Raw genomic sequence first — 24,284 nt, forward strand, 5'->3', positions numbered from 1 at the left:
GAGTGTGGTTGCCGTCGTTCTGGAGGGCGCGAACGCGTGGAAACTGTGGTTATCGCTCTGGGCGGGAATGCCGTGTTGCAGCGAGGGCAGAAGGGGACCATCGAAGAGCAGTTGGCGAATGTGGACGTGACCGCCCAGGCCATCCGCTCGGTTCTCGAGGATGGGTATCGGGTGGTGGTAACTCATGGGAACGGGCCTCAGGTGGGCAATATCCTGCTGCAAAACGAGGAGGGCGCAGGTGTAGTGCCGCCGCTACCGCTGGATGCATGTGGTGCGGAGAGTCAGGGACTGCTTGGCTACATGCTTGCCAGGTCGCTGCGCAACGAGCTGCGTGCCCACGGGATTGGCCAGGAGGTGGTGGCCCTGGTTTCCATGACCATCGTGAGCGCCACGGATCCTGCTTTCCGGAATCCCACCAAGCCGATCGGGCCGTTTTACGGGCAGATCAGGGCCCTGGAGTTGATGGCGTCCAAGGGTTATGGAATGCGAGAGGACAGCGGAAGGGGATGGCGACGTGTTGTACCCTCCCCGGACCCGCTGGAAATAGTAGAAGCCCGGACCATCCGGCAGTTGGTCGACGCAGGCGTGGTGGTGATTGCATCCGGGGGGGGCGGTATCCCGGTCGCCTGTGAAGCAGACGGGCAGCTGGCGGGCGTGGAAGCCGTCATCGACAAGGATCTGGCGGCCCAGCGGCTGGCCGAGGTTGTCGGGGCTGATGCCCTCCTCATTCTGACCGACGTGGAGGCGGTGGCGCTGAACTATGGTGCCCCTGACCAGAGGAACCTGGTGGGCCAGGTAGCGGTGTCGGACATGCTCAGGTATCAGCGCGAGGGCCATTTCCGGGCCGGGAGCATGGGTCCCAAGGTAGAGGCAGCGATTCGCTTTGTTGCCTCCGGGCGGGGCTGCAACCGGCGGGCCGTGATCGCGTCGCTGCACAGGGCTCGAGAGGCTCTCCGCGGGCAGGCAGGGACCTGCGTGGTCCCCCGTGGGGCGGGCTGCCCATGACCGGGTCGTACCTCAGGGGCACTTCCGTATCTGCTTACGCCGACAACCTGGTGAGCGGGCCGCGCCAGGAGGGCCGGGTATTGGCCGTGTTCGAAAAGACCAGCTATATGGAGTTCCCCGGAAACCGGCTTCTGTGTGCGGCCGTTCCTTCCGTGGGCAATGGACCCTTCACCATCCTGGTCGAGTTGCACCCCAGGAAGCCACTCTCCTCTTTGCTCAGGCCCGGGGACCGGTGTGCGGTGGGAGACGGAAGTCTTGAGGTAGGGGGCCTGTATGCGGACCTTACGGGCGCGCCGCGGTGGGTTTCCTCGTGGCAGGCGTGTTCCGGAAGGCCGGAGGGGTGCGTGGGGGCGGTGCGGACCCGGCTGAGCGCGGCGGCAGAGCTCTTTCGCCGGGAAGGCCGCAGAGACAAGCCGGGCTGGTTGCTCACCTTCGCCGGTGATGGGGTGCCTGGGGAGATGGAGGGGGAATCATTTACGGGTTTGATGCTGGGAGCGGCCAGGAAGGGTCTGGCGTTGCTCAGGCAGGGGGTTCTGCAGGGGAGCCCGGCGTTACTGACGGCAGGGGCGTCCTCCCTGGTGGGGCTGGGGCCGGGGCTCACCCCCTCGGGAGATGACCTGCTGGCAGGGTTTATGCTGGGTGTCCAACTGGCCTCCCGGGCGGCAGGCCGGGATGCGGCCGGCTCGCAGGACGTCTGGGAGCCGGTGGTGATGAGCCTGGGGCGGTCCACGACTGTAGTGGCGGCGGCCTTCTTGCGGTTTGCCGCCCGAGGAATGGTTTCAGAACCAATCGAGCGCCTGTTGCGAGCTCTCCTGGGATGGGGAGAGGTGGACGAAGCTAGCCGGGGGGTGTTGCGTTTGGGCGGCTCTTCCGGAAACGATTTCATGGCCGGGTTGCTGGCGGGAGCCCAGGCAGGAATGGCCGCCTGCGACGGGTGTCGGTCGGATGCGGAACGGCGGAGGTGATCCACGGTTGGTAGTGCGATCCGTGGTGGTGAGCCAGACCTACTTCGACTCTGTGACGCTCATGAAGATTTCCTCTGTGCTCACGGGCTTGACCGGAGTCAGGCAGGCAGTGGCCATCATGGCGACGGAGGCCAATAAGCAGACGGTGAGGGAAGCCGGGCTGCTCGTGGAAGGGCTCGACGGGCTGGGCGCCACCGACCTGCTGATCGCGGTCGAGGCTGACGAGGAGGCGTCTGCGGAGGCGGCCATTACGCGGGCCCGAGAGCTGCTCAAGGGTGAAGCGCCGGGCTCTACACCCGCGAGGCGCGCCGCCCCCAGGACCCTGGACTCGGCTCTGGGAATCCTGCCCGGGGCGAATCTGGCCCTGATTTCAGTGCCGGGGGTTTATGCGGCTGCCGAGGCTGCCAGGGCCCTGCGCAGGGGCCTCCACGCCATGGTCTTCAGCGACAATGTGACCGTGGAAGATGAGTTGCGGCTGAAGATCCTGGCCCGGGAGAAGGGGCTTCTCCTCATGGGACCCGACTGCGGAACGGCGATCCTGAACGGTGTGCCCCTGGCGTTTGCCAATGCCGTGAGGCGAGGTTCCATCGGGATCGTGGGGGCGGCGGGGACCGGGATTCAGCAGGTTTCCGTGCTAGTTGAAAGGCTCGGATCGGGGGTGTCGCAGGCCATTGGTACCGGGGGGCGCGACCTATCCGCCCGTGTGGGCGGCATCACCATGCTCCAGGGTCTGGCGGCACTGGAAGCCGATGAGGAAACCCGTGTGATCGTCCTGGTCTCCAAGCCACCCGCAGGCGAAACGGCGAGGGCCGTGCTGGCCGCGGTCCGCGGATGCTCGAAGCCCGTCGTGGTGGTATTCCTCGGCGGTGATCGCCGCCCGATCGAAGAGGCGGGCGCGTACGCAGCCACGACGCTGGCGGAAGCTGCACGCCTGGCCGTGGTGCTGGATCGAGGGGAAACGGTGGTGCGGGGCGACGAGGGCTGGGATGAGGAAGGCGAGGCTGTTGCGCGGCGCGAGGCCGAGCGTATGGCCGGGGTCCAGCGTTACCTGCGCGGCCTTTACTCCGGAGGCACCCTGTGCGACGAGGCGATGCTCATACTTCGCGAGTTGATAGGTACGGTGTACTCCAATGTCCCGCTCGACCCTCGGCTGCGCCTGCCCGACGCCTGGACAGGCGTTGCCGATACGGTGGTAGATCTCGGCGACGATCAGTTCACGCGGGGCAGACCCCATCCTATGATCGATCCCGCCCTCCGGGTAGCCCGGTTGGAGCGGGAGGCAGCCGATCCGGAGGTGGCCGTCGTCCTGCTGGACGTGGTGCTGGGCTACGGAGCGCACCCTGATCCTGCGGGCGCGCTGGCCGCGGCCATAACCAGGGCCAAGGAACGGGCCGCGGCGGAGGGACGTTACCTCAGTGTGGTGGCCTCCGTGTGCGGTACCCCTGCTGATCCCCAGGGCCTGGATGAACAGGAGGCGACGCTGCGTAGCGCAGGGGTCATCCTGCAACCCAGTAATGCCCTTGCTGCGCGCATGGCGGGGCTGATATGCCGGATAGCGCGTGGCCGGCGGTAGAGGAGGGTACGGTTGTTGTCGCGAGTAGCGGGTCTCTTTCGGCAGGAGCTGAGAGTGGTGAACATTGGCCTCGAGGGGTTCGCCGAGACCCTGGAGGCCTTGCGCGTACCGCACGTACACCTTGACTGGCGTCCTCCGGCGGGAGGGAAAACGGAACTGGGTGCCGCTCTGGCCGTCCTGGACGGGCACTTTGATGCCGTCGAGGAGGCCAACCAGGAGGCCTTCGGGCGGATCTGCTCTGCCCAACCCGTCTGGACGGAGGTGACGCAGGCCGACGCGGTCATCCCCGCGTTAAGAGAAGACGTGGTTCTGCATGCCGGCCCGCCTCTCGACTGGGAGCGGGCATGCGGCCCCGTCAGGGGGGCAGTTATAGGGGCGTTGCTGTTCGAGGGCATGGCCCGTTCCGCGAAGGAAGCCGAACGTCTGGTGGCGACCGGACGGGTGCGGCTGGAGCCCTGCCACCATCACGGTGCGGTGGGGCCCATGGCCGGCGTCGTGTCCAGGTCCATGCCGGTTGTGGTGGTGGAGAATCGGACCCACGGCAACCGGGCATTTGCCACTCTCAACGAAGGTCTGGGCAAGGTGCTGCGTTTCGGAGCTTACTCGGAAGAGGTCCTGGTGCGGCTCCGTTGGATGGGGGACGTGCTCGCGCCGGCGCTGCGGGCGGCCGTGAGGGCGAGCGGGGGTATTGACCTGAAACAGATCATGGCCAGGGCGCTTCACATGGGAGATGAATGCCACAACCGGAACGTGGCGGCCACTTCGCTCCTGGTGCGGGAGTTGCTACCGCATCTGGGCCGCGCGGGGCTTGGCGGTGCGGCGGTTGCCGAGGTGGGGGAATTCCTCAGGCGGAACGATCACTTTTTCTTGAACCTGTCGATGGCTGCGTGCAAGGCCACCATGGATGCCGCCCATGGCATACCACACTGTACGCTGGTAACGGCGATGGCCCGGAACGGCACTGACTTCGGGATACGGGTCAGCGGGACCCGCGACCGGTGGTTTACGGTTCCTGCCCCGCGGGTGGAGGGGTTGTACTTCGTTGGCTTCACCGCCGAGGACGCCAGTCCCGATCTGGGGGACAGCAGCATCACGGAAACGGCGGGCCTGGGGGGCTTTGCCATGGCGGCCGCCCCCGCCATCGTCCAGTTCGTGGGTGGCACCCCCGAGGATGCCCTGGGCTTCACGCGGGAAATGGCGGAGATCACGTTCGGCCGCAACCAGACCCTGACCATCCCTGCCCTGGGCTTTGGGGGAACCCCCACGGGAATCGATGTGAGGAAGGTGGTGGAAACTGGGATTGCTCCTGTCATCAACACCGGCATCGCTCACAAGGAGCCGGGAGTGGGGCAGGTAGGTGCGGGGCTTACACGAGCACCCGTGGAGTGCCATGCTCAAGCGCTGCTTGCCCTGGTTGAGGAGGAGCGGGCCGGGTAAGGGCTTTCCGCGTACCTGGCGAGAGGAGGTTGTCACGGTGCAGAAGATCGAGGTGTTCAGGATCGCGACCGGCTCGCCGGATGATGTCTCCGGGCTGGCGCGGCTCCTGGACGAAGGGACGCTGAAGGCAGAGGATATCATCTGTGTTCTGGGCAAGACCGAGGGAAACGGCTGCGTGAACGACTTCACCCGCGGTTTTGCCACCCTGGCGTGCGCGTTGCTCCTGGCGGAGAGAATGGGTGTTTCGCCCGAGGAGGTGACTCGCAGGGTAGCGTTCATCATGTCGGGTGGGACGGAAGGTGTGATGAGTCCTCACCTCACCGTGTTCGCGCGCCGCGAGGTGCCGGCCGCGCCCGCGAAGGGAAAGCGTCTGGCGGCGGGGACTGCGTTCACGCGGGATTTTGTGCCCGAGGAAATCGGTACCATGGTCCAGGTGCGGGAAGTGGCGCGCGCGGTCAGGACCGCCATGGGGGACGCCGAAATCCACGATCCGGCCGATGTCCACTTCGTGCAAATCAAGTGCCCGCTGCTGACGGCAGACCGCATCCAGGAGGCGGAGCGCAGGGGCAAAGAGGTGGTGGTGCATGACACCTACAAGTCGATGGGGTATTCCCGGGGAGCCTCCGCGCTGGGTGTTGCCCTAGCACTCGGCGAGGTGGACGGGGCACGTCTTGGCGACGAAGCTATCTGCAGGGACTTCAGCCTGTACTCGGGTGTGGCCTCGACTTCGGCGGGCGTGGAGCTCAAGAAGTGCGAGATCATCCTGCTGGGCAACTCGGCGGACTCGGCCAGCGACCTGTTGATCGGACACGCGGTGATGAGAGATGCCATTGATGCCGATGCTGTGAAGGAAGCGTTGCGGAGCGCGGGCCTGAAGTTCGACTGTTGCCCGTCCCGGGGCGACCTGGCGAGGGTGGTTAACGTCTTCGCGAAGGCTGAGGCCAGTACCAGTGGGACGGTGCGCGGCCGCAGGCATGTCATGCTGGACGACTCGGACATCAACCACACCCGCCACGCCCGGGCCGTGGTTAACGCCGTGATCGCGTCCATCGTGGGAGATCCCATGGTCTACGTGTCCGGCGGCGCTGAACACCAGGGTCCCGACGGCGGCGGACCGGTGGCGGCGATCGTCCGCGCCGGATAGAGTCATAGGTAAGGGAGGAGTGACGGGAATGCACGCGTTGCTCACAGTGCTACCCTTGCTGCTGATCCTCGTACTGCTGCTTCCCCCCTTCAGGTTCCACATCCTGGTGGCGGGGTTGGCGGGCGGGGTGCTGGCGGCCATTGTCGGAGGCCTTGACCTGGGGAAGATAACCCATCTCTACCTGGGCGGGCTCTCGCAAATGCTGAGCATAGTCTCGGTGGCTATCTTCGCTGCCACGGCGATGGTCTTGGCGAAGCTCGGCGCCACCCAGGCCTGTATGAAGCTGATCCAGCGTACGTTCAAGGGACGGCTCGGTCTGGTGGCTGCGGCCATGGTCCTGGTGCAGGCGGCAGCGGTGTACGTGGCTGGCTGCGGGGCTGCCAACACCCTGGTTACCGCTCCGCTGATATACAGCGTGGTCGGGTTTGTGCCCCATGTGGTGGCCGGCCTCTCCATCGTGTCGGGGGCGTCCTGGGCGACCTCACCTGCTTCGGCGGAGAGTGCCTATATCTCCAAGGCTATGAACATCCAGCCGGGCGAGTACGCCGAGTTCATGCGTCCCTTCACCATTGCTTTCTGGGTGATCGGTGCTCTCCTGGCGTGGTATGGTGTTAGCCGCTATGCGGCGGCCCGCAAAATCAAGCCGGGCGGGAACGGGGAATCCGCGGGACAGGCTGGTGCGACAACGGACGGCGATGGGGAAGCTCTGGGCGCCGTTGCGCGTCGGGCGCTGCCGTTCCTGCTGTTGCTGCTCCTTATCTTGATCGGTCCGCCTCTCAACAGAGCGCTGGGAGTAAACCTGTTCACCACCGTTACCACCCCGCTGTTTGTGCTCATTACCGCCGCGATCACTGCCCGCGTGAATCCGAACAGGATGTGCGAGATGCTGGTGGACGGCTCGGTCACCATTCTCCGATACCTGTTCCTGGTGGGGCTCTTCCTGGGCTTCATCAACCTCCTGGGTGAGATCGGGACGTTCAAGACGCTGGCCTCCCTTGCCGGAGCTGCTCCCGCCGGTCTGCTGGTAGTAGCGGCCCTGATCATCGCCTTTCTCATCGCGGTGCCCTCTGCAGCCTATACCGTGGCCATCGATGCCCTGATCATACCGGTGCTGGCCCAGGCGGGTGTTCCCGTATGGGCGTTCGGTTTCGTGGGCATCGCCGTCGCCCAGGGCGCGATGATAAGTCCGGCACAGATCAACGTGGCGGCGACCGCGCATGGGTTCCAGACCGACATCATGCGCATCATCAGGAACAACCTGCCTTACATGCCGGTCGCCCTGGTCATCACCATGTTGATGGCCGTCCTGTTCCTGAGGTAGGATGCCAAGGGGGGGCAGCAGCGATGCTTGCTGCCCCCCCTTGGACGCGGATACAGGGGCGCCGGGGGGTATCGGTGTGGCAGAGTACGGAAGATGGGGTTTGGCCTTGTGGAACGTGGTCGCTTTCGCCCTCTTCCTCCTCCTGCTGCCTTTTCGTAAGAGAGCGAACGCGACTCAGGTCAAGGGGATCTACATGGGCTTCATCGTTTCCCTCTTCCTGGAAATGTACGGGTTTCCCCTGAGCGCGTATATCCTTAGCTGGGGCCTGGGAAGGGCGCCGGAACCGGGAGTGCTGCCGCCCATCTACCGCTATGGACTGACGCGACTCTACCCGATGCTCGGTAACCTCGGCCTCACGCTACTGCTGGCGGGCATGTTGTTGGTCGTCTGGGGGTGGACGGCCATCTATCGGGCTCAGGGCGAGCTGGTGACCCGGGGAATCTACGGGTGGGTGAGGCATCCTCAGTACCTGGGGTTGATCGTGATGACCTTCGGGATGCTGCTGCAGTGGCCCACTCTGCCCATTCTGGTGATGTGGCCGATACTGACCTGGGCGTACTGCCGCCTGTGTCTGATAGAGGAACGAGAGCTGGCGGCTACCTTCGGCGAGCAGTATCGCGTTTATAGACAAAAGGTACCCATGTTGTTTCCCTTTCGTACCGGAAGTGTGTTAAAATTCTAGAGGCACTGGCCGGTTCGTAGGCCAGTGCGCTGCGGGCAGGTGAGTACCGGGGTATCAGCATGAGCAGTTCAAGCAAGCTGGTTGCAGTGGGGTTACAGCTGTTGGCCCTGGTGCTGGCGGTGGTGGGCGCCCTCGCCGTGGGGGCCTTGTTGTTGCTCATGGTGGGTGCCGATCCGGTGAAAGCCTACCGGGCCATGTTCTTGGGTCCGCTGGGCGGGCGATACGGGGCCACTGAGTTGCTGGTGCGAGCTACGCCCCTGCTTCTGGTCAGCCTGGGTATCGTGGTGTCGTTTCGTGCCAGCGTATTGAACATCGGCGCAGAAGGACAGATCATAGCCGGGGCAGTGGCCGGGACTGCGGTGGCGCTGGCCATTCCCCAGTGGCCCGGGTGGATGCTGTCGCCCCTTGTGTTTCTGGTTGGTGCTGCCGCCGGAGCTGGGTGGGGTGCCCTGGCCGGGTGGTTGAAGGCCCGGCTGGCTGTCAACGAAATCCTCAGCACGATCATGCTCAACCAGATCGCCCTGCACCTGTCAACGTTCTTGATCCGCGGGCCCCTGATGGATCCCGCGCAGACCGCATACGGTGCGGGATATCCTCAGACGGCCCTCTTGCCGCGGCAGGTATGGCTTCCTCGCCTGATTTCCGGCAGCAGGGCGCACGTGGGCTTCTTGCTGGCGATCGTCGCTGCGGTCCTGGTCTTCGTTCTTCTGTGGCGGACCGTGGTCGGCTACCGGTTGAGAGCGGTGGGAGCCGGGCCTGAGGCGGCCCGCTATGCGGGCATAAACGTGGGGCACTACCTGGTTCTGGCCATGGCTCTGGCGGGTGCGTTTGGGGGATTCGCCGGCGTCGTGGAGGTCGTGGGCGTTCACCATCGCCTGCTCGACGGGATCTCCGCCGGGTACGGGTTCAGTGGTATCGTGGTGGCGCTTCTTGGCCGCCTGCACCCCTTGGGCTGCCTTCCCGCCGCTCTGTTCTTCGGTATGCTCGTCCTGGGAGCCGACATGATGCAGCGGGCAGTCGCCATTCCTGCAGCCATCGTGATGGCCATCGAGGGCCTCGTGATCCTGTCCGTGGTGAGCACGGACTTCCTCGTCAGCCACCCTGAGCGGCTGCTCGCTCTGGCCGCTCGCCTTGCGCGCATACGTCCGTCCCGCCGCTTGAAGGAGGCTGCCAGGTAGGGCATGGAAGAGCTGCTGCGTCAAGGTGTCGTTGTGGGCATTGTGGCTACCGGGGTCCGACTGGCCGCCCCCTTTCTTTTCGCCGCCCTCGGGGAGATGTTCAGCCAGCGCTCGGGTGTGTACAACCTGGGCGTGGAAGGCATCATGATGCTGGGAGCCTTCAGCGGTTTCCTGGTTACGTGGACCACGGGTTCCGCGTTACTGGGGACGATATTCAGCGTGGCCATAGGTGTGCTGATGGGATTGCTGATGGCCCTGGTCAGCGTGACCTTGCGTGCGGAGCAGGGCATAAGCGGGATCGGAATGTACCTGCTCGGCTGGGGGTTGTCGGGGCTCCTGTTCCGGCGGTATGTCGGTTTCATCACCGGCGTGAAGGGCTTCGCTTCCTGGCACGTCCCGGTAGTGAGTGACGTGCCTGTACTGGGACCGGTACTGTTTCAGCACAACTGGATGGTTTACGCGGCGCTGTTACTGGTGCCGGTCTCTGCCTTCGTTTTGTATCAGACGACCTGGGGCTTGAAGGTCAAAGCGGTGGGGATGACGCCGGAGGCTGCCGATTCACTGGGTGTGAATGTTAACGTGATCAGATACCAGTGCGTGGTCCTGGGCAGCGCACTTGCCGGCCTCGCCGGCGCGGCCCTGACCCTGGGCCAGGCCAACATGTATGCCGACAACATCACGGCAGGACGGGGCTTTATCGCGGTTGCACTCGTTTACTTTGCGCGCTGGAACCCGTGGGGAGTGCTGGCAGGTTCCCTCTTGTTCAGTACGGTGAGCGCTTTCCAGCTCTGGGTTCAGGTCCTCGGGATCAGATTCCCCTATGAATTCGTCGTAATACTGCCCTATGTTATGACCATTGCCGCGCTGGCCATGGTCAGTCGACGGGTCTGGGCCCCGGCGGCGCTGGGCAAGCCGTTCCGGAGGGGGGCCTACTGAATCGATGATCCGTCATGTGGTGTGCTGAGGAGGCAAGGTACGATGGCAGCGAACCGAAAACTCCATAATGCCCTGGCCCTGTTGCTGATCGTCGCGCTCGGGTTGGTTGGCTGCCGGGGAGCAGGAGGAGGGGCAGAGCCTTCGTCCAAGATCAGGATTGCTCTGGTGCTCCCCAGCACGGTGGACGATATGGCCTGGAGCCAGTCCATGTACGAGGCCCTCAAGGCAGTGCAGAAGGAGATGGGGGAAAACCACCTGGAGATTGCCATCAGCGAGCGCCTGGGGACCCCGGTTGAGGGTGGGGCAGCCATCCGCCAGTATGCCGAGCAGGGATATGACATCGTGATTGCCCACGGGGCGCAGTTCCAGCAAGTAGTGCTGGAGATTGCCCCTGACTTCCCGAAGACCACGTTCGCCTACGGAGCCGGATTTGAGGCGGGTGACAACGTCTTCGCCTACGACGTAGAAGCTCAGGAAGGGGGCTATCTCCTGGGCATGCTGGCCGGCCTGCTGAGCAAGGCCGGTGTCGTGGGGATCGTGGGACCCGTGGAGGCCGGTCACACCGTGAAGTATAACTGGGGTTTCCGTCAGGGTGTGGCCAGCGTGCGGCCGGGAATCAAGGTGAATGTGGCTTACACGGGCTCTTTCAACGATGTGGTGGGCGCCGGCGATCTGGCCAAGGTGCAGATGGATGCGGGAGCTGATGTACTGACAGGCTCTTCCCAGCAGGCGGTGGGAGCAATCCGGGCTGCGGCCGAGCGACCGGGGGTACTGTGGTTGTCTACCGAGATGGATCAGAGCCGCCTGGCCCCCAAGACGGTGGTGGCTTCCCAGGTGTACCGGTGGGAGAAAATCGTGAAGAGGATGATAGACCTGAGAAAGCAGGGCGTGGTGGGAGGAGAACACATGACCGCCTCCTTTGCGGATGGGACCCTCGAGCTCAGGTACAATCCTGAATTGGTGGGTAAGGTGCCCCAGCAGGTAAAGGATCTGGTCGAGGAAACGCGCCGCAAGATTGCCGACGGTACCCTCAAGATCGAACTCCCCCGGGAGCAGGGGAGGTGAGCGTGCTTGGGCAGGGATGGGCGCTCCGGGACGGTGACAGAGGCCGTAAAGAGCCTGGAAATGCGGGGCATAGTAAAGCGCTTCCCGGGTGTGGTGGCCAACGACGGGGTCGGCATCGAAGTGCGGGCCGGTGAGGTCCTGGCCATACTGGGTGAAAACGGTGCCGGGAAGAGCACGCTGATGAAGATACTGTACGGCCTCTACCGCCCGGACGCGGGTCAGATTCTGGTCAACGGGCGGCCGGTTCGGATATCCTGTCCTCGTGATGCCATTGCTCTTGGCATCGGTATGGTTCACCAGCACTTCACGCTGGTGCCCAGCCTGACGGTGGCCGAGAACGTGGTGTTGGGGTTGCCTTCGGGCCGTGGCCCTCTGCTGGATCTGCGTGCGGCTGCGCAGCAATTGCGGCAGTTGTCACAGGCATACCACCTGCCGGTCGACCCCCGGGCGTTGGTGTGGCAGCTTAGCGTAGGAGAGCAGCAGCGGGTGGAAATTCTGAAGCTGCTCTACCGGGGTACAAGCGTGCTGGTGCTGGATGAACCGACAGCGGTGCTGAGCCCGCAGGAGTCGACGGAGCTGATGACGGTGTTGAGGGGCATGGCGGACTCGGGCCGCGCCATCATACTCATTACCCACAAGCTTGGGGAGGTCATGACCGTCAGCGACCGCGTCACGGTCTTGCGAGGCGGCCGGGTAGTGGGTACGCTGCCGACTTCGCAGGCCGACGCGCAGTTGCTGGCGAGGATGATGGTGGGCGCGGAAATGACTCAGCCGTCCGGGGTTCCCCGGGGGACGGGCGGGGCGCCGGTGCTGGAACTGCGGAGGGTTTGGTCCAACGGTGATAAGGGGGTCCCGGCACTGCGGGGCGTGTCCCTGCAGGTGAATGCGGGCGAAATCCTGGGCATAGCCGGAGTATCGGGGAACGGCCAGAAAGAGCTGGCTGAAGTCGCTGCAGGTCTACGGAAGGTTGTCGGTGGTTGCGTCCTGGTGAACGGTCGGGATGTCACCAGGACGCCTCCGGCCGCGCGCATAGAGGGCGGCCTGGCATACGTGCCGGAGGACCGTATCACGGTCGGGACTATACCTTCGCTTACGGTTGCCGAGAACGTGGTACTCAAGGACCATCACCGGCCCCCTTACGCGCGGTGGCTGCTCCTGCGGCCAAAGGCCATCAGGGGACATGCTTGTGAACTGGTGCGGTCGTACGAAATCAGGACTCCCGATGTTGACACTCCCGTCGCCCATCTTTCGGGCGGAAACCTCCAGCGCCTTATCCTCGCCAGGGAGTTGTCGGGCAATCCGCTCGCTCTGGTAGCCGCGTATCCCACTCGGGGCCTCGACATCCGGGCTACCGGGTTCGTCCACCGCCGGCTTCTGGAAGCAAAGGCCAGGGGCACAGGGGTATTGCTGATCTCCCATGATTTGGACGAAATCCTCAGCCTGAGTGACCGCGTGGCGGTGATGTACGGAGGAGAGGTGCTGGCTGTACTTCCCAGAGAGGAAGCCGATGTTCACCGCCTCGGCCTGCTGATGGCAGGTATGCGGAAGGATGACAACGGCTCACCCGAGATCGAAAGGCCTTCCGCCTGTCCCTGGGATGCCGCGGCCTGGCGGGGTCAACGTTCGTCATAGACGGGGGCTGGTCCGTTACCCGGCTATCCAGCTTTGCCACGGCAGAGCCCGCGGCCCGCCGGTACGGCCTGGCCTCGGGTGTTCAAGCCCGGCTACGGGAGGTTGCGATTGCGAAGAAGGATTTCTTCGGTCAGCGTCGTATACAACTGATGAACAGGTTGTATACACCCGCGCACGGACGGTGGTCGGACATGAGTTCCGGTCCCAGGATCACGGCGAAACACCGAGCCTACGAGTCGATAAAGCAGGGGATTCTCAACTTCGTTTACAAGCCGGGTGAATTCTTGACAGAAGCCGAGCTTGCCAGGCGGATCGGGCTGAGCCGGACTCCCGTGCGGGAGGCGCTGCTGCTTTTGCAGGCCGAGGGACTGGTCCAGTTGGTGCCTCAAAAGGGTGCCATAGTCCCCCCGATGGCCGTCAGGGACGTAGAGGAGGTCCTCGAGTTGCGTCTGCTGGTGGAGGTGTTCGCCGCCGGCAAGGTGCTGGCAGGCCGGCAGGACGCTCTACCGCGCCTACACCAACTGCTAAAAGAGCAGGAGGTTCAGCTGGAGGCCGGGTTCGACCCTGCTCTGTTCATTGGTGTCGACCGGGAGTTTCATCGCGTCTTTGTGGCTGCAGCGGGCAACCGACGGCTTCTCAAGCTCTACGAGGACTTGCGCGACCAGCAGATGAGGCTTGGCATTCAGGCCGTTCTGTCCTCGGCGGGTCGTGCTCGGGAGGTGGTGGAGGAACACCGGTATATCGTCAGGTGTCTGGAGGAAGCCGACGAGGCAGGTCTAAGGGCAGCGGTCGAAGACCACTTGATGCGCACGCTGGCAGCGCTGAGGCAGGATGGCGTAGTACACACAGCTGTCCTTGGTTAGATCTTGGGGGAGGGAATAGAGTTGCAGCAGCAAGAGAAAGGGTATCTGGCGGACGAGTTAGCAGGATACGTGGCAAAACTGAGCTTCGAGCACTTGCCGCCTGAGGTGAGCGAGAAGGTGAAGCTTATGGTTCTGGACACGATCGGTGTCACCATATACGGCTCGTCGATGCCTTGGGCGCAAGCGGTCTACCAGTTTGTTAAGCAACAGGGAGGCGAGCCGCAGGCCACGATCGTGCGGTTTGGCGGGCGTACGTCGGCCACCCTGGCAGCGTTCGTGAACGGCACCTTTGCCCACAGCAATGACTTCGATGACCAGTACGCACTGGGTCCGCTTCACTCCTCTGCTTCGGTTTGGACCGCCATACCGGTGGCCGAGATGCTGGGGCAGGGCGGCAAGGACGTGATCACGTCGATCGTCATCGGCTACGACATTACCACCAGGTTAGCGGAGGCGTGTTTCAGCGCGCCCTCGGGAGAAAGGGCCTTGACCAACCGGGGGTTTCAGGGCCAGGCGGTCTGCGGGGTCCTGGCATCAGCGGCTCAGACGGGAAAGCAACTCGGGCTCGACCCAGCCAGGGTTGCCTCCGCCCTGGGCATTGCCGGGAGCTACCCGGGCGGAACCATAGAATTCCTCCAAGATGGGTCGGACACGAAGCGCTTCCACTTCGGCAAGGCCTCCCAGCAAGGCATTACGGCGGCGATGCTCGCCCAGCATGGCTTTAAGGGACCTCGCAGCATCATCGAGGGGCACAAGGGGTTCCTTCATGCGTACTCGGGGGACTATGACGCCAGCAAGGTGACAGAGGACTTGGGAAAACGCTTCGACGTGATGTGGGCTTCTATCAAGTATTTCCCTGTGATGTATGGGAATGAAACCGCGATCGAAGCCTTCCTGGCGCTGGTTAAGCGGCACAATATCAAGGCCGAGGACGTCGAGGAGGTCGACGTCAAGATTCGTACCATGTTCGTCCCGTATTCCATTGCGTATGGGGGCGACACGAGCGAAAAGTACGACCCGTCGACCAGCTTCTCTGCCCAGATGAGTATTCCCTACAACCTGGCGATCGCGATGGAGCACGGCACCGTCCGCTTGGAACACTTCGAGGGCGAGAACTGGCGGAGCCCTGGGGTTAGCGAGTTCGCGAAGAAGGTGAAGGTGGAGGCCATCGAAGATTTCGACCGCCTCTCCAGGAGGGATGCCTATACGCCGTCCCGGGTGACCATCAAGCTCAAGGATGGGCGCAAGCTCGTCGAGACCAGGTTCCACCCCAAGGGTGATCCCCGGAATCCCATGACCTACGACGAAGTGTGTGCCAAGTTCTTCGATGCGTCCACCCGGTTCATTCCTCGTTCCAAAGCGGAAAGCATCGTCAGTCTCGTCGGCCGGTTGGAGGAGATAGACGACATTCGGGAACTCACCTCTCTTCTTCACTGAATGAGTCAGGTGGGCGGAGGGGCGCGGTGCTCTGGCTTCACCGTCCCCTCCGCTCAATCGATTGCTGCGAAGGAGGTCGTTACGCTGAGAAACCTTGGTGTGCTGGTTCACGGTACCGATGGTTCTTTCCGAGCACGTCAGATCCGCGTGTCGCGGTTCCTGTACGGGGGGTTTGCCGGCAGGGATGAGAGGGCAGTTCAGGCCCACATTGAGGAACTGAGGAGAATCGGGGTCAGTCCTCCCATGGAAACCCCCACACTCAACGCCCTCCCGGCTTCGCTTCTCACGACTGGCGGTGTGGTCGAGGTGCTAGGGCACAACACGTCTGGGGAAGTGGAGTATGTGATTGTTTTTGACGGAGACGAGATCTTGGTGGGGGTGGGCAGCGACCATACTGATCGGGAGCTGGAAAAGCAGGATATACGTGTGTCAAAGCAGGTGTGTGCAAAGGTCCTTGCGCCGGTGCTCTGGGAATACGCCGCCGTGGAGAACCACTGGGATGAGCTGGTTATCAGATCGTGGGTACACGAATCTGGCGAGAGCGAGCCTCGGCTCTACCAGGAGTCATCGGTGGCCGAGTTACTTGACGTTCGTGCGTGGATGGAGGTGCTGAGCAAGCGCCTCGGGGACCGCACGGACGGGGTCGTGTTGTTTTCGGGCACTGTTCCGGTTTTTGGCGGCGCTCTCGTGTGCGGAGAGTCGTATGCGATTGGCCTCGAGGACCCTGTCCTGCGAAGGGAGATCAGGTACTCCTACCGGGTGAAGTTCGTGGCGTGCCATGGGAGGTGAAAGGGTGGTTGTCCGCAACGAAGCGGTCACTACCGGATTGATCGGGATAACCCTGGGCGCGTTTGGCCTTGCGCAAGCCTGGAGCCTTCCAGTCTTCGCGAGGGGTGTGCCGCAGGAAGGTTTCATGCCACTGCTAATCGGTGGGGCCCTGTTGATCACGGGCGTTAGCCTGCTCGTGGGAGGGCTCGTGCGGGGGCAGCTGACGACCACGGTCTCCTCCGCGGCTCCGCGTACAACTCTCTATCTCATGTGCCTCGTGGTGGCCTACGTCTTTTTGCTTCAGATAGTGGGGTTTCTTCTCAGCACCTGGATCCTTTGCACCGGCACGATCAGGGCCTGGCGTCGGTACGGGTGGCCGGCGGCGCTTCTTTATGGTGGCATCATCTCGCTACTGTTGCATCTGTGCTTTTCAGCCTGGATGAAGATGCCGCTGCCTAGACCCTTTTGGGCATAGGAGAGGTAACGAGCCATGGAAGCACTTGGTCACTTGTGGCACGGTTTTTCGGTAGCCCTGTCTCCCATTAATCTGCTGTACTGCGCCATAGGCTCCCTGGTGGGTACGCTGGTGGGGGTGCTTCCCGGGCTTGGATCTACGGCAACCATTGCCATCCTGCTGCCGGTGCTGTCCGGGCTTCCCCCGGCGACCGCCATCATTGCCCTTGCCGGGATATACTACGGGGCTATGTATGGGGGCTCCACTACCGCGATTCTGATCAATACTCCTGGGGAAGCAGCGAGTGTCATCACCGCCGCAGACGGCTACGCCATGGCCCGGCAGGGAAGGGCAGGTCCCGCCCTGGGTATGGCGGCGGTGTCTTCGTTTGTCGCGGGAACGCTGAGCCTGTTCGGACTTGTACTGTTGGCGCCACCGCTTGCGGATGCTGCTTTGACGTTCGGTCCTGCCGAACGATTCGCGCTCATGGTGTTGGGATTAAGCATGGTGATCAGCCTGGCTGGCAAGTCTCTGCAAAAGGGCTTGCTGTCGGGGCTCGCGGGGCTTCTGGTGGGTATGGTAGGCCTGGATCCCATGACCGGGGTGCCGCGCTTCACCCTGGGTAGTCCGACCTTGCTGGGTGGGATCGACTTCATAAGCGTGATCGTGGGTCTCTTCGCGATAGCAGAGATCTTCGTAAATGTGCAGGAGCAGACGAGGAGCATATATGAGGGCAAACTAAAGGGGCTTTTGCCCACGCGCAAGGATCTCAGGGACTGCACGGGCGCGATGGGGAGGAGCACCATCGTGGGGTTCTTGTTAGGCCTGCTTCCCGGGGTTACCCCTGCCGTGGCTTCCTTCCTCACCTATGACATAGAGAAGAAGTTTGCGCGGGACCCGAGTCGGTTTGGCCATGGCGCTATAGAAGGAGTTGCGGCAGCGGAAGGAGCCAACAATTCGGCGACCAGTGGAGGTCTGGTGCCGCTGTTCACACTGGGCATTCCTACTACGCCGGCTCTCGCCGTCCTGCTGGGCGGGCTCATGATTTACGGACTGCAACCCGGGCCGCTGCTCTTTGAGCAGCATGCCGACTTTGCCTGGCCGGTCATCGCAAGCATGTACATCGGCAACGTGATGCTCCTAGTCCTCAACTTGCCGCTGGTGGGTCTGTGGGCCAAACTCACTCAGGTACCGTATCCGATCCTGTCAGCCGGGATCCTTGGAGTTTGTGTGATCGGGACGTATGGCGTACGAAACAACGTGTTCGATGTGTGGATGATGGTTGTGTTTGGGGTAGTTGGCTTCCTGATGAAGAAATGGGACGTTCCCGCAGTGCCCCTGGTGATCGCCTTGGTGTTGTCCGAAGCGTTGGAGACTTCCCTCAGGCAGGCCCTCAAGATCTCGGGGGGAAGCCTGATGATTTTCACAAGGCCCCTGAGCTTGGCGATTCTGCTTCTCGCCCTTGCCTCGTTTGGTGTTTCGCTGTACAGCAGGGCCAAGGAAGGGAGGCTGGCCGGCGCTATCGAGGCGGGCGGAGAAGACGTCGGATAGGAGGTGGGTAAGCGGTCGAAGTCATTCTCGGGGCATCTCATGGCAAGGATTAACGTTCAAGGGGGAGTGACTGATGAAATTACGGATTGCGGCAGCCGTGTTGCTCGTAGCCATCCTGCTTGGAGTAACGGCGGGGTGCGGCGGCACGGCCAGTAGAGAACCGGAATCTCCGAAGTATCCCACCAAACCGATTGACCTTATCGTGGCGTTCCCGCCGGGTGGCTCGTCGGATATGACGGCCCGCCTGTTGGCAGAGCGCCTTTCGAAGGAATGGGGTGTTCCTATCAACGTGGTTAACAAGCCTGGGGGAGGGGGCACCGTCGGCACTCTGGATGTCGTGCAGGCGAAGCCGGACGGATACACCATGCTGACCCACTCGATCACGTGCACCCTGGCGGCGGCGACCAGCACCCAGTGCCCCTATAAGTGGGATCAGATGACGCCTGTCTCCCTCGTGATGGCCAATGCTCTGGTCCTGACCATTTCGCCGGATCTGCCCTACAGTTCGGTGGCAGAATTGCTTGATGCTATCAAGAAGGATCCCTCGAAGTTCAAGGCGGGCGTGGGCTCGGCAGGGGCCCCGGCTGTCTTTGGGTTGGTCAAGCTATTCGATGCTACAGGGATCGACCCCAAATCGGTGGAGATGGTGGTATTCCAGGGCGGAGCGCCGACCCTGGCGGCCGTCGCCGGGGGGCATGTCCAGCTTGCGTCCCAAAACCTGCCTGAGGCTGTGTCACTGATCAACGCGGGTAAATTGAAGGCCCTTGCTGTGACTACGGACACCAGAGGCAAGTCAGTCCCCAACGTTCCCACTGCCAGGGAAGCAGGGTTTCCAGCGTACGACCAGCTGGGCTGGAACGGGATTTCCGGTCCTCCGGGCCTTCCAGATTATGTGGTGAAGAAGTGGGCTGAAGGCATTCAGAAGGTTGTGCAGGACCCCTCTTTTGTCGAGAAGATCGAGAGCATGGATGCGGTCGTGATCTACAAGGGACCGGATGATTTCAAGCAGTTCGTAGAGCAGGAGTACAAGAGCGCGCTGGCGATTGCAGAGCGGGTTGGGATAAGGAAGTAGTCAAAGGGGTGTACGAGCGTGCCCAAGCCAGAGATAGAGTTCTCGTTGCTGGCGGATGCGGAGTGGAGGGCGGCCGAAGGGTACCCTCCGGGAGTGAAGGAGAAGGTCCTTGCTAACGATCCTGAGACGGGTGCCTTAACCAGGCTGTTGAGGTTCGAACCGGGGGCCCGGACGACCCAGGTGCTAGCGCACGACTTCTGGGAGGAGGTGTACATCCTGGAGGGAAAGCTCATCCAGGGTGAGAGCGTCTTCGAGCAGGGTAGCTATGCGTGCCGGCCGCCGGGCATGCTGCACGGCCCGTACTATGCGCCGGAAGGCTGTACGACCTTCGAAGTTCGCTACTATCTGTGATGAGCCAGAATAAGCCTTGGCGCGGAGGTTGCTCCGCGCCAAGGCCAGTCGAGGGAGCGGAGCCCGATGGAGTATGTGCTGGTTAGTGCTGGCGCGCTGCGTGCAGCCTGTGCCAGGTTGTTGGAGGCGAATGGGGTGCCGCGGGATAAGGCGGCGCTTGTCGCAGACGCATTGGTTGACTCGGACCTCAGAGGCGTTGAGAGCCACGGGGTGCTCAGGCTGGAGACCTACCTGGAGCACGTATCGGTGGGCAACATTGACCCCCACGGTGATTGCTTGGTGGTGAGTAGTCGAGGGGTGGTCATGGTTGCGGACGGCAACAACGGGTTTGGACAGGTGGTCGGTCGGCAGGCAATGGGCACGGCGATTGAAGTAGCCAGGCAACACGGCGCCAGTCTGGTGTTGGTCAAGAATAGCAATCACCTCGGTAGCCTGGCCTATTATGCTGGTCTGGCGTGTGAACACGACATGATCGGAATCGCGCTTTCCAACGCTTCTGCCGTTATGGCTCCCTGGGGCGGTATGGGAAACCACATTGGCAACAACCCACTTGCGGTGGCCGTACCTCTGGATGGAGAGCCAGCCATCATTCTGGACATATCCATGAGCGTGGCAGCGCGGGGGAAGATCATGGATCTGTTCAACAAGGGGGAGCGCATTCCCGCCGGCTGGGCGTTGGGCCCTGACGGCAGGGCGACCACCGATCCCGGGGAGGCACTTGCCGGCTCTCTGATGCCTTTCGGCGGGCACAAGGGGTCAGGGTTGGCAGTAATCGTCGAGGTCCTAACGGCAGTGCTCAGTGGCTCGCCATTCGGCAGGGAGTTGGGGCGTGTGTTTCCGGTCGAACGCGGGAAGCGACAGTCCTTCTCCCATCTTATTGGGGCGGTGGCCATCGAGTCGTTCGCGGCTGTTGCGGGTTTCTACAGGCACTTGCGCCAGTACTTGGACTATGTCAAAGCCTGTCCGGTTGCCCCGGGGCACGCTGAGGTGTTGCTGCCCGGCGAGCTTGAGCTGCGGACAAGGGAACGCAGACAGCGAGAGGGTATTCCGGTGCCGGTTGAGGTCTGGCGCAGGCTGGAGGCGCGTGCGGCTCGCCACGGCTTCGCCCTGAGTCCGGGTGAAATGTGAACGCGGGGAGGAAGTAGTCTCGCAATGCGGATAGCGCTACTGCAATTCAGCCCAAAGGTAGGATGCCCCGACTGCAACCGGGACAAGGTTGTAGCGCTTATGGGGCAAGCGGCGGCCTCCGAAGCGGATGTGGTCGTACTTCCAGAGCTCTGGAATACGTCGTACGCGGGCGAAAGGCTCGCGAGCCTTGCCGACAGCCACGGGCGGGAGACCATGCGCTTTCTCGGTGAGCTGGCGCGGCAATACAGGGTCAACATCGTGGGTGGATCGATTGCCGAACTCCGTGACGGCCGCATTTTCAATGTGTGTTATGTGTTTGACCGAGCGGGATACGTCGTGGCACGGTATGCAAAGGTCCACCTATTCCAGGGCATGGACGAGAAGCGCTGGTTCGCGGCTGGTGAGGCGATGCCCACCTTCTCATTGGACGGGATCTGCTGCGGAGTTATGATCTGCTACGATTTACGGTTCCCTGAGGTCGCACGCAGGCTGGCGGTTGCGGGCGCGGAGATCATATTCATGCCCGCTCAATGGCCCAATCCGCGGCTGCACCACTGGCGTACTCTGGTTCAGGCCAGGGCGATCGAGGACCAGGTTGCTGTTGTGGCGTGCAACCGCACGGGAGTCGAGGGTACCAACAGCTTCTTTGGCCACTCCATGGTGGCCGACCCCTGGGGACAAATCATAGGGGAGGCAGGGGATACCGAGCAAGTGCTGTGCAGCGATGTTGATGTCCAAGATGTTCGAAGGGTGAGAGAGATGTTTCCGGTACTGAGTGACCTGGCGCCGTTCCTGCGCGGAGAAGAACGGGGGGTTGGAAGTGGTGCGGAAAGCGATTGTTCTTCATTCTGAAGACAATGTGGCCACGGCTTTGAAAGAGCTCCACCCTGGTGAGGAAGTCCAGCTCGAGTTGGGCACGGTTACTGTCGCGCAGGACGTTCCTTTTGGGCACAAGTTTGCCGTTAGATCCCTGCCGAAGGGATCGCCGGTGGTGAAGTACGGCCAGGTGGTCGGCCGGGTGACCCAAGATGTCTTGGTGGGGCAACATGTGCACGTACACAACGTGGAAAGTTGCAGGGGCCGGGGAGATCTGGCCCAGCGTCACGACGGAGGGGCGACTGATGCAAGGGGGTAACGCATTCTGGGGGTATGTGCGCGAAGACGGGCGCGTGGGAACGCGGAATCATATTGTTGTATTGGCCTGCATGGACAATGTCAATCCGGTTGTCAGGGCCATATCCCAGCTCGTAGCCCATACGGTGCCCATCACCGTGTGGTATGGCAGGGGTCAGTTTGGGCGGGATGCGGACATTACCACGAGGGCACTGGTCGGTTTGGGCAGTAACCCCAATGTGGCCGGTGTTTTGGTGGTGGGGCTTGAGCCCGTGGCCACCTGGCGCATTGCTTCGGGCATTGGTGAAACAGGCAAGCTGGTCGAAGTCGTCACCGTCCAGGAAAGCGGGGGCAGCATCAGCGCCGTAGCCGAGGGTGCCCGTTTGGCGGCAAAACTGGTGAAAGAGGCATCGCGGCTCCATCGGGAACGAGTCGGCGTGGAACACCTGGTGGTCGGCGTGGAGTGTGGTGGCTCGGATACGACCTCGGGAATTGCCGCGAATCCGTGCATCGGAATGATCAGCGACCACGTGGTTGACCACGGGGGTACCGTGTTGCTGTCCGAAACATCCGAGTTCATGGGTGCCGAGCACTTGCTTGCGCAACGTGCATCAACCCCGGCAGTGGCCCGGAAGATCCTCGAGGCGGTCAGACGAATTGAAGAAGAGGCGCTCCGGCGCGGGGTGGATATTCGCGGAGCGAACCCCGTCCCCGACAACATCCGGGGAGGGCTGACGACCATTGAGGAGAAGTCGTTGGGGGCGATAGCCAAAGGAGGCACGCGCCCGATTCAAGATGTCCTGGAATATGCCCAACGTCCAACGGGGCGCGGTCTGTACATCATGGATACCCCGGCTCCTGCTTGCGAGTCGATGACCGGCCTTTCGGCGGGAGGCGCTACATTGATTCTCTTTGCTACGGGTGTAGGCAACGTGATCGGTGACGTACTTTGCCCCACCGTCAAGGTGTGCGGTAACCCGCAGACCGTCGCGGCAATGCAGGACAACATCGACGTGGATGTGAGTGGAATCATCGTTAGCGGGACCACGATGGAGGAAGCGGCTGAACGATTGCTCGTCCAAACCCTAGACGTCGGTTCTGGCTTGCTCACCGCGTCTGAGGTTTTCCGGCAGCAGGAAACAGCCATTGCGCGCTTCGAACCCACGGTGTAGGTGGCCACCGGTTTCAGAATGTGGGCGGCGTCACCACCGTGATGTAGACGCATTCGCCCTTTCCGCTGTTCTTGAACCCATGCGGGATGTTGCTTCGGTGGTATATGGTGTCGAACTCCTGTAACACAAACTCCTGGTTGTTGAGGGTGGCTGAACATGCGGGCGAGTTCGGACTCCGGTGGTAGCAAGTCCCCCGGCTCGATCTCCGCTCCTGACGTGACGTTCGATGATCTGGGCTAGCTGGTAGTACGGGGGCACGAAAGAACCCCGGTCTATGCGCTCGCGGGCAAGCGCCTCCCAGCCGTTCCTTGTTTGTCCGGTTGCTTCTCGTTGCTGCTTCAATATCGACACCCCGTACTGGACACGGGTCCATTGCAACGGGCCTGGCCGAGGAAGTCCAGCACTGATGTGGTCCTGCCCGCAGGGAAGGTGGTGATCCTGTCAAGGCGTGTTCACCCGGGCGACCGTCGATCGGCTGCTGGAGGTAGTCTCGAAGGCGGGGCGGGGACCGGTGGAGCGTGCTGTCGACCAGGTGCAATCGGGCGCCGCCCGGGGACAGCAGTGAACTGGCATTCTGGGGCCGCCTGGAGACAGGCGGCCCCGAGGAAGAAGCAGCGAGCTCGCCCGGGCACGGGCGGAGCAGTGGAGGTGGCTGAAGTTGAAGCTGCTCGGCATGCAGGACTTCGGGGTGGGGCGGAGTAATGTATAGACGAGTATGGAACCCAGGGCGGTAATGGGTCGCCTTGAAAGGCGCGTCCGCTCCGGGGCGCCTGAAGGGGGGATATCGATTGGACGGGTCCGTGAGGGCGCTTGTCGAGGCTATCGTAGGGATGCGGGAAAAGGAGGCCGTCGAGCTCGCCCAGGCTCTGTTGGACGCCGGGGGCAATCCACTTGAGCTTCTTGACGCTTGTCGGGAAGGTGTGGAGGCCGTCGGGCAACGATTTGAGAAGGGGGAGTACTTCCTCCCCGAACTCATGCTGGCGGGGGAGATTCTCGCCCAGATATCCGGCATGGTGAAGGCGCGGGTTGCCGCCGAGGCATCGGCACGGGAGAAACGTCTGGGCAGGGTTGTAATCGGCACGGTGAAAGGGGATATACACGACATTGGCAAGAGCATAGTCTCCTTCTTGCTGGACGCGAATGGATTTGAGGTAATTGACCTGGGTGTGGACGTGCTGCCCGAGCGTTTTGTGGAAGCGGTGAGGCAGTTCGAGCCTCAGGTGGTCGGGATGAGCTGCTTGTTAACCCTTGCTTATGACCCCATGAAGGAAACCGTCCGGGTTTTGGAGGATGCTGGTCTGAGAGATCGCGTCAAGGTCATGATCGGTGGGGCGGCGACCAACGACCAGATCAGGGTGTACACCGGGGCGGATGCCTGGGGCAGGGACGCCATGGAGGCTGTCTCTCTGGCCCGCGCCTGGGTGGGGAGGTGAGCAC

General features: G+C 62.6%; 23 protein-coding genes. All 23 read left to right on the top strand.

Going from position 1 to position 24,284, the window contains the following annotated elements; translation table 11 throughout:
- Positions 1 to 36 precede the first annotated feature (36 nt).
- The 23 genes from arcC (at position 37) to QME70_13445 (ending at position 24,280) form a co-directional block, all read left to right on the top strand.
- Positions 37 to 1,005, top strand: coding sequence for a carbamate kinase (gene arcC, locus QME70_13335; protein MDI6895550.1), 969 nt, complete (start codon positions 37 to 39; stop codon positions 1,003 to 1,005).
- On the top strand, positions 1,002 to 1,970 hold the full coding sequence (locus QME70_13340) for a DUF2877 domain-containing protein (GenBank protein MDI6895551.1): 969 nt from the start codon (positions 1,002 to 1,004) through the stop codon (positions 1,968 to 1,970). The genes arcC and QME70_13340 overlap by 4 nt, the downstream gene beginning before the upstream one ends.
- Positions 1,971 to 1,983: 13 nt before the next feature.
- Positions 1,984 to 3,543 carry an acyl-CoA synthetase FdrA gene (gene fdrA, locus QME70_13345; GenBank protein MDI6895552.1) on the top strand — a complete coding sequence of 520 codons (1,560 nt, stop codon included), beginning with the start codon at positions 1,984 to 1,986 and terminating at the stop codon, positions 3,541 to 3,543.
- A 15-nt stretch (positions 3,544 to 3,558) separates the two neighbouring features.
- Complete coding sequence (locus QME70_13350) at positions 3,559 to 4,980, top strand: DUF1116 domain-containing protein (GenBank protein MDI6895553.1); 1,422 nt, start codon at positions 3,559 to 3,561, stop codon at positions 4,978 to 4,980.
- A 37-nt stretch (positions 4,981 to 5,017) separates the two neighbouring features.
- The gene (locus QME70_13355) at positions 5,018 to 6,124 is read left to right on the top strand and encodes a ring-opening amidohydrolase (GenBank protein ID MDI6895554.1); all 1,107 of its coding nucleotides are present in this window, start codon (positions 5,018 to 5,020) and stop codon (positions 6,122 to 6,124) included.
- A gap of 28 nt (positions 6,125 to 6,152) precedes the next feature.
- Positions 6,153 to 7,445, top strand: a complete 1,293-nt coding sequence (locus tag QME70_13360; protein ID MDI6895555.1) for a hypothetical protein — start codon at positions 6,153 to 6,155, stop codon at positions 7,443 to 7,445.
- A 76-nt stretch (positions 7,446 to 7,521) separates the two neighbouring features.
- On the top strand, positions 7,522 to 8,127 hold the full coding sequence (locus QME70_13365) for an isoprenylcysteine carboxylmethyltransferase family protein (GenBank protein MDI6895556.1): 606 nt from the start codon (positions 7,522 to 7,524) through the stop codon (positions 8,125 to 8,127).
- A 59-nt stretch (positions 8,128 to 8,186) separates the two neighbouring features.
- On the top strand, positions 8,187 to 9,305 hold the full coding sequence (locus QME70_13370) for an ABC transporter permease (protein MDI6895557.1): 1,119 nt from the start codon (positions 8,187 to 8,189) through the stop codon (positions 9,303 to 9,305).
- A gap of 3 nt (positions 9,306 to 9,308) precedes the next feature.
- Complete coding sequence (locus QME70_13375; GenBank protein MDI6895558.1) at positions 9,309 to 10,241, top strand: ABC transporter permease; 933 nt, start codon at positions 9,309 to 9,311, stop codon at positions 10,239 to 10,241.
- A gap of 42 nt (positions 10,242 to 10,283) precedes the next feature.
- The gene (locus QME70_13380; protein ID MDI6895559.1) at positions 10,284 to 11,306 is read left to right on the top strand and encodes a BMP family protein; all 1,023 of its coding nucleotides are present in this window, start codon (positions 10,284 to 10,286) and stop codon (positions 11,304 to 11,306) included.
- 60 nt (positions 11,307 to 11,366) lie between these two features.
- Positions 11,367 to 12,938 carry an ABC transporter ATP-binding protein gene (locus QME70_13385; protein ID MDI6895560.1) on the top strand — a complete coding sequence of 524 codons (1,572 nt, stop codon included), beginning with the start codon at positions 11,367 to 11,369 and terminating at the stop codon, positions 12,936 to 12,938.
- Positions 12,939 to 13,129: 191 nt separating this feature from the next.
- Positions 13,130 to 13,801 (top strand): GntR family transcriptional regulator, encoded by a 672-nt coding sequence (locus tag QME70_13390; GenBank protein MDI6895561.1) that lies wholly within the window; start codon positions 13,130 to 13,132, stop codon positions 13,799 to 13,801.
- A 21-nt stretch (positions 13,802 to 13,822) separates the two neighbouring features.
- Positions 13,823 to 15,238 carry an MmgE/PrpD family protein gene (locus tag QME70_13395; protein ID MDI6895562.1) on the top strand — a complete coding sequence of 472 codons (1,416 nt, stop codon included), beginning with the start codon at positions 13,823 to 13,825 and terminating at the stop codon, positions 15,236 to 15,238.
- 147 nt (positions 15,239 to 15,385) lie between these two features.
- Complete coding sequence (locus QME70_13400) at positions 15,386 to 16,027, top strand: DUF2848 family protein (protein MDI6895563.1); 642 nt, start codon at positions 15,386 to 15,388, stop codon at positions 16,025 to 16,027.
- Between the two features lie 4 nt (positions 16,028 to 16,031).
- Entirely contained in the window at positions 16,032 to 16,481 is a 450-nt protein-coding gene (locus QME70_13405; GenBank protein MDI6895564.1) for a tripartite tricarboxylate transporter TctB family protein, read from the top strand.
- Positions 16,482 to 16,496: 15 nt separating this feature from the next.
- Positions 16,497 to 18,011, top strand: a complete 1,515-nt coding sequence (locus tag QME70_13410; GenBank protein MDI6895565.1) for a tripartite tricarboxylate transporter permease — start codon at positions 16,497 to 16,499, stop codon at positions 18,009 to 18,011.
- Between the two features lie 73 nt (positions 18,012 to 18,084).
- Positions 18,085 to 19,083 (top strand): tripartite tricarboxylate transporter substrate binding protein, encoded by a 999-nt coding sequence (locus QME70_13415; protein MDI6895566.1) that lies wholly within the window; start codon positions 18,085 to 18,087, stop codon positions 19,081 to 19,083.
- Between the two features lie 18 nt (positions 19,084 to 19,101).
- Complete coding sequence (locus tag QME70_13420; protein MDI6895567.1) at positions 19,102 to 19,434, top strand: cupin domain-containing protein; 333 nt, start codon at positions 19,102 to 19,104, stop codon at positions 19,432 to 19,434.
- 66 nt (positions 19,435 to 19,500) lie between these two features.
- Positions 19,501 to 20,562: an Ldh family oxidoreductase gene (locus tag QME70_13425; protein MDI6895568.1), complete on the top strand. Its 1,062-nt coding sequence runs from the start codon at positions 19,501 to 19,503 to the stop codon at positions 20,560 to 20,562.
- Positions 20,563 to 20,586: 24 nt separating this feature from the next.
- Entirely contained in the window at positions 20,587 to 21,414 is an 828-nt protein-coding gene (locus QME70_13430) for a carbon-nitrogen family hydrolase (protein MDI6895569.1), read from the top strand.
- The gene (locus tag QME70_13435) at positions 21,383 to 21,697 is read left to right on the top strand and encodes a UxaA family hydrolase (protein MDI6895570.1); all 315 of its coding nucleotides are present in this window, start codon (positions 21,383 to 21,385) and stop codon (positions 21,695 to 21,697) included. Before QME70_13430 ends, QME70_13435 begins: the two co-directional genes overlap by 32 nt.
- The gene (locus QME70_13440; GenBank protein MDI6895571.1) at positions 21,684 to 22,847 is read left to right on the top strand and encodes a UxaA family hydrolase; all 1,164 of its coding nucleotides are present in this window, start codon (positions 21,684 to 21,686) and stop codon (positions 22,845 to 22,847) included. The genes QME70_13435 and QME70_13440 overlap by 14 nt, the downstream gene beginning before the upstream one ends.
- 788 nt (positions 22,848 to 23,635) lie before the next feature.
- Complete coding sequence (locus QME70_13445; GenBank protein ID MDI6895572.1) at positions 23,636 to 24,280, top strand: cobalamin-dependent protein; 645 nt, start codon at positions 23,636 to 23,638, stop codon at positions 24,278 to 24,280.
- The last annotated feature ends 4 nt before the right edge of the window (positions 24,281 to 24,284 follow it).

This window comes from Bacillota bacterium (genome assembly GCA_030019365.1).
GTDB lineage: Bacteria > Bacillota > Sulfobacillia > JACIYH01 > JACIYH01 > JACIYH01.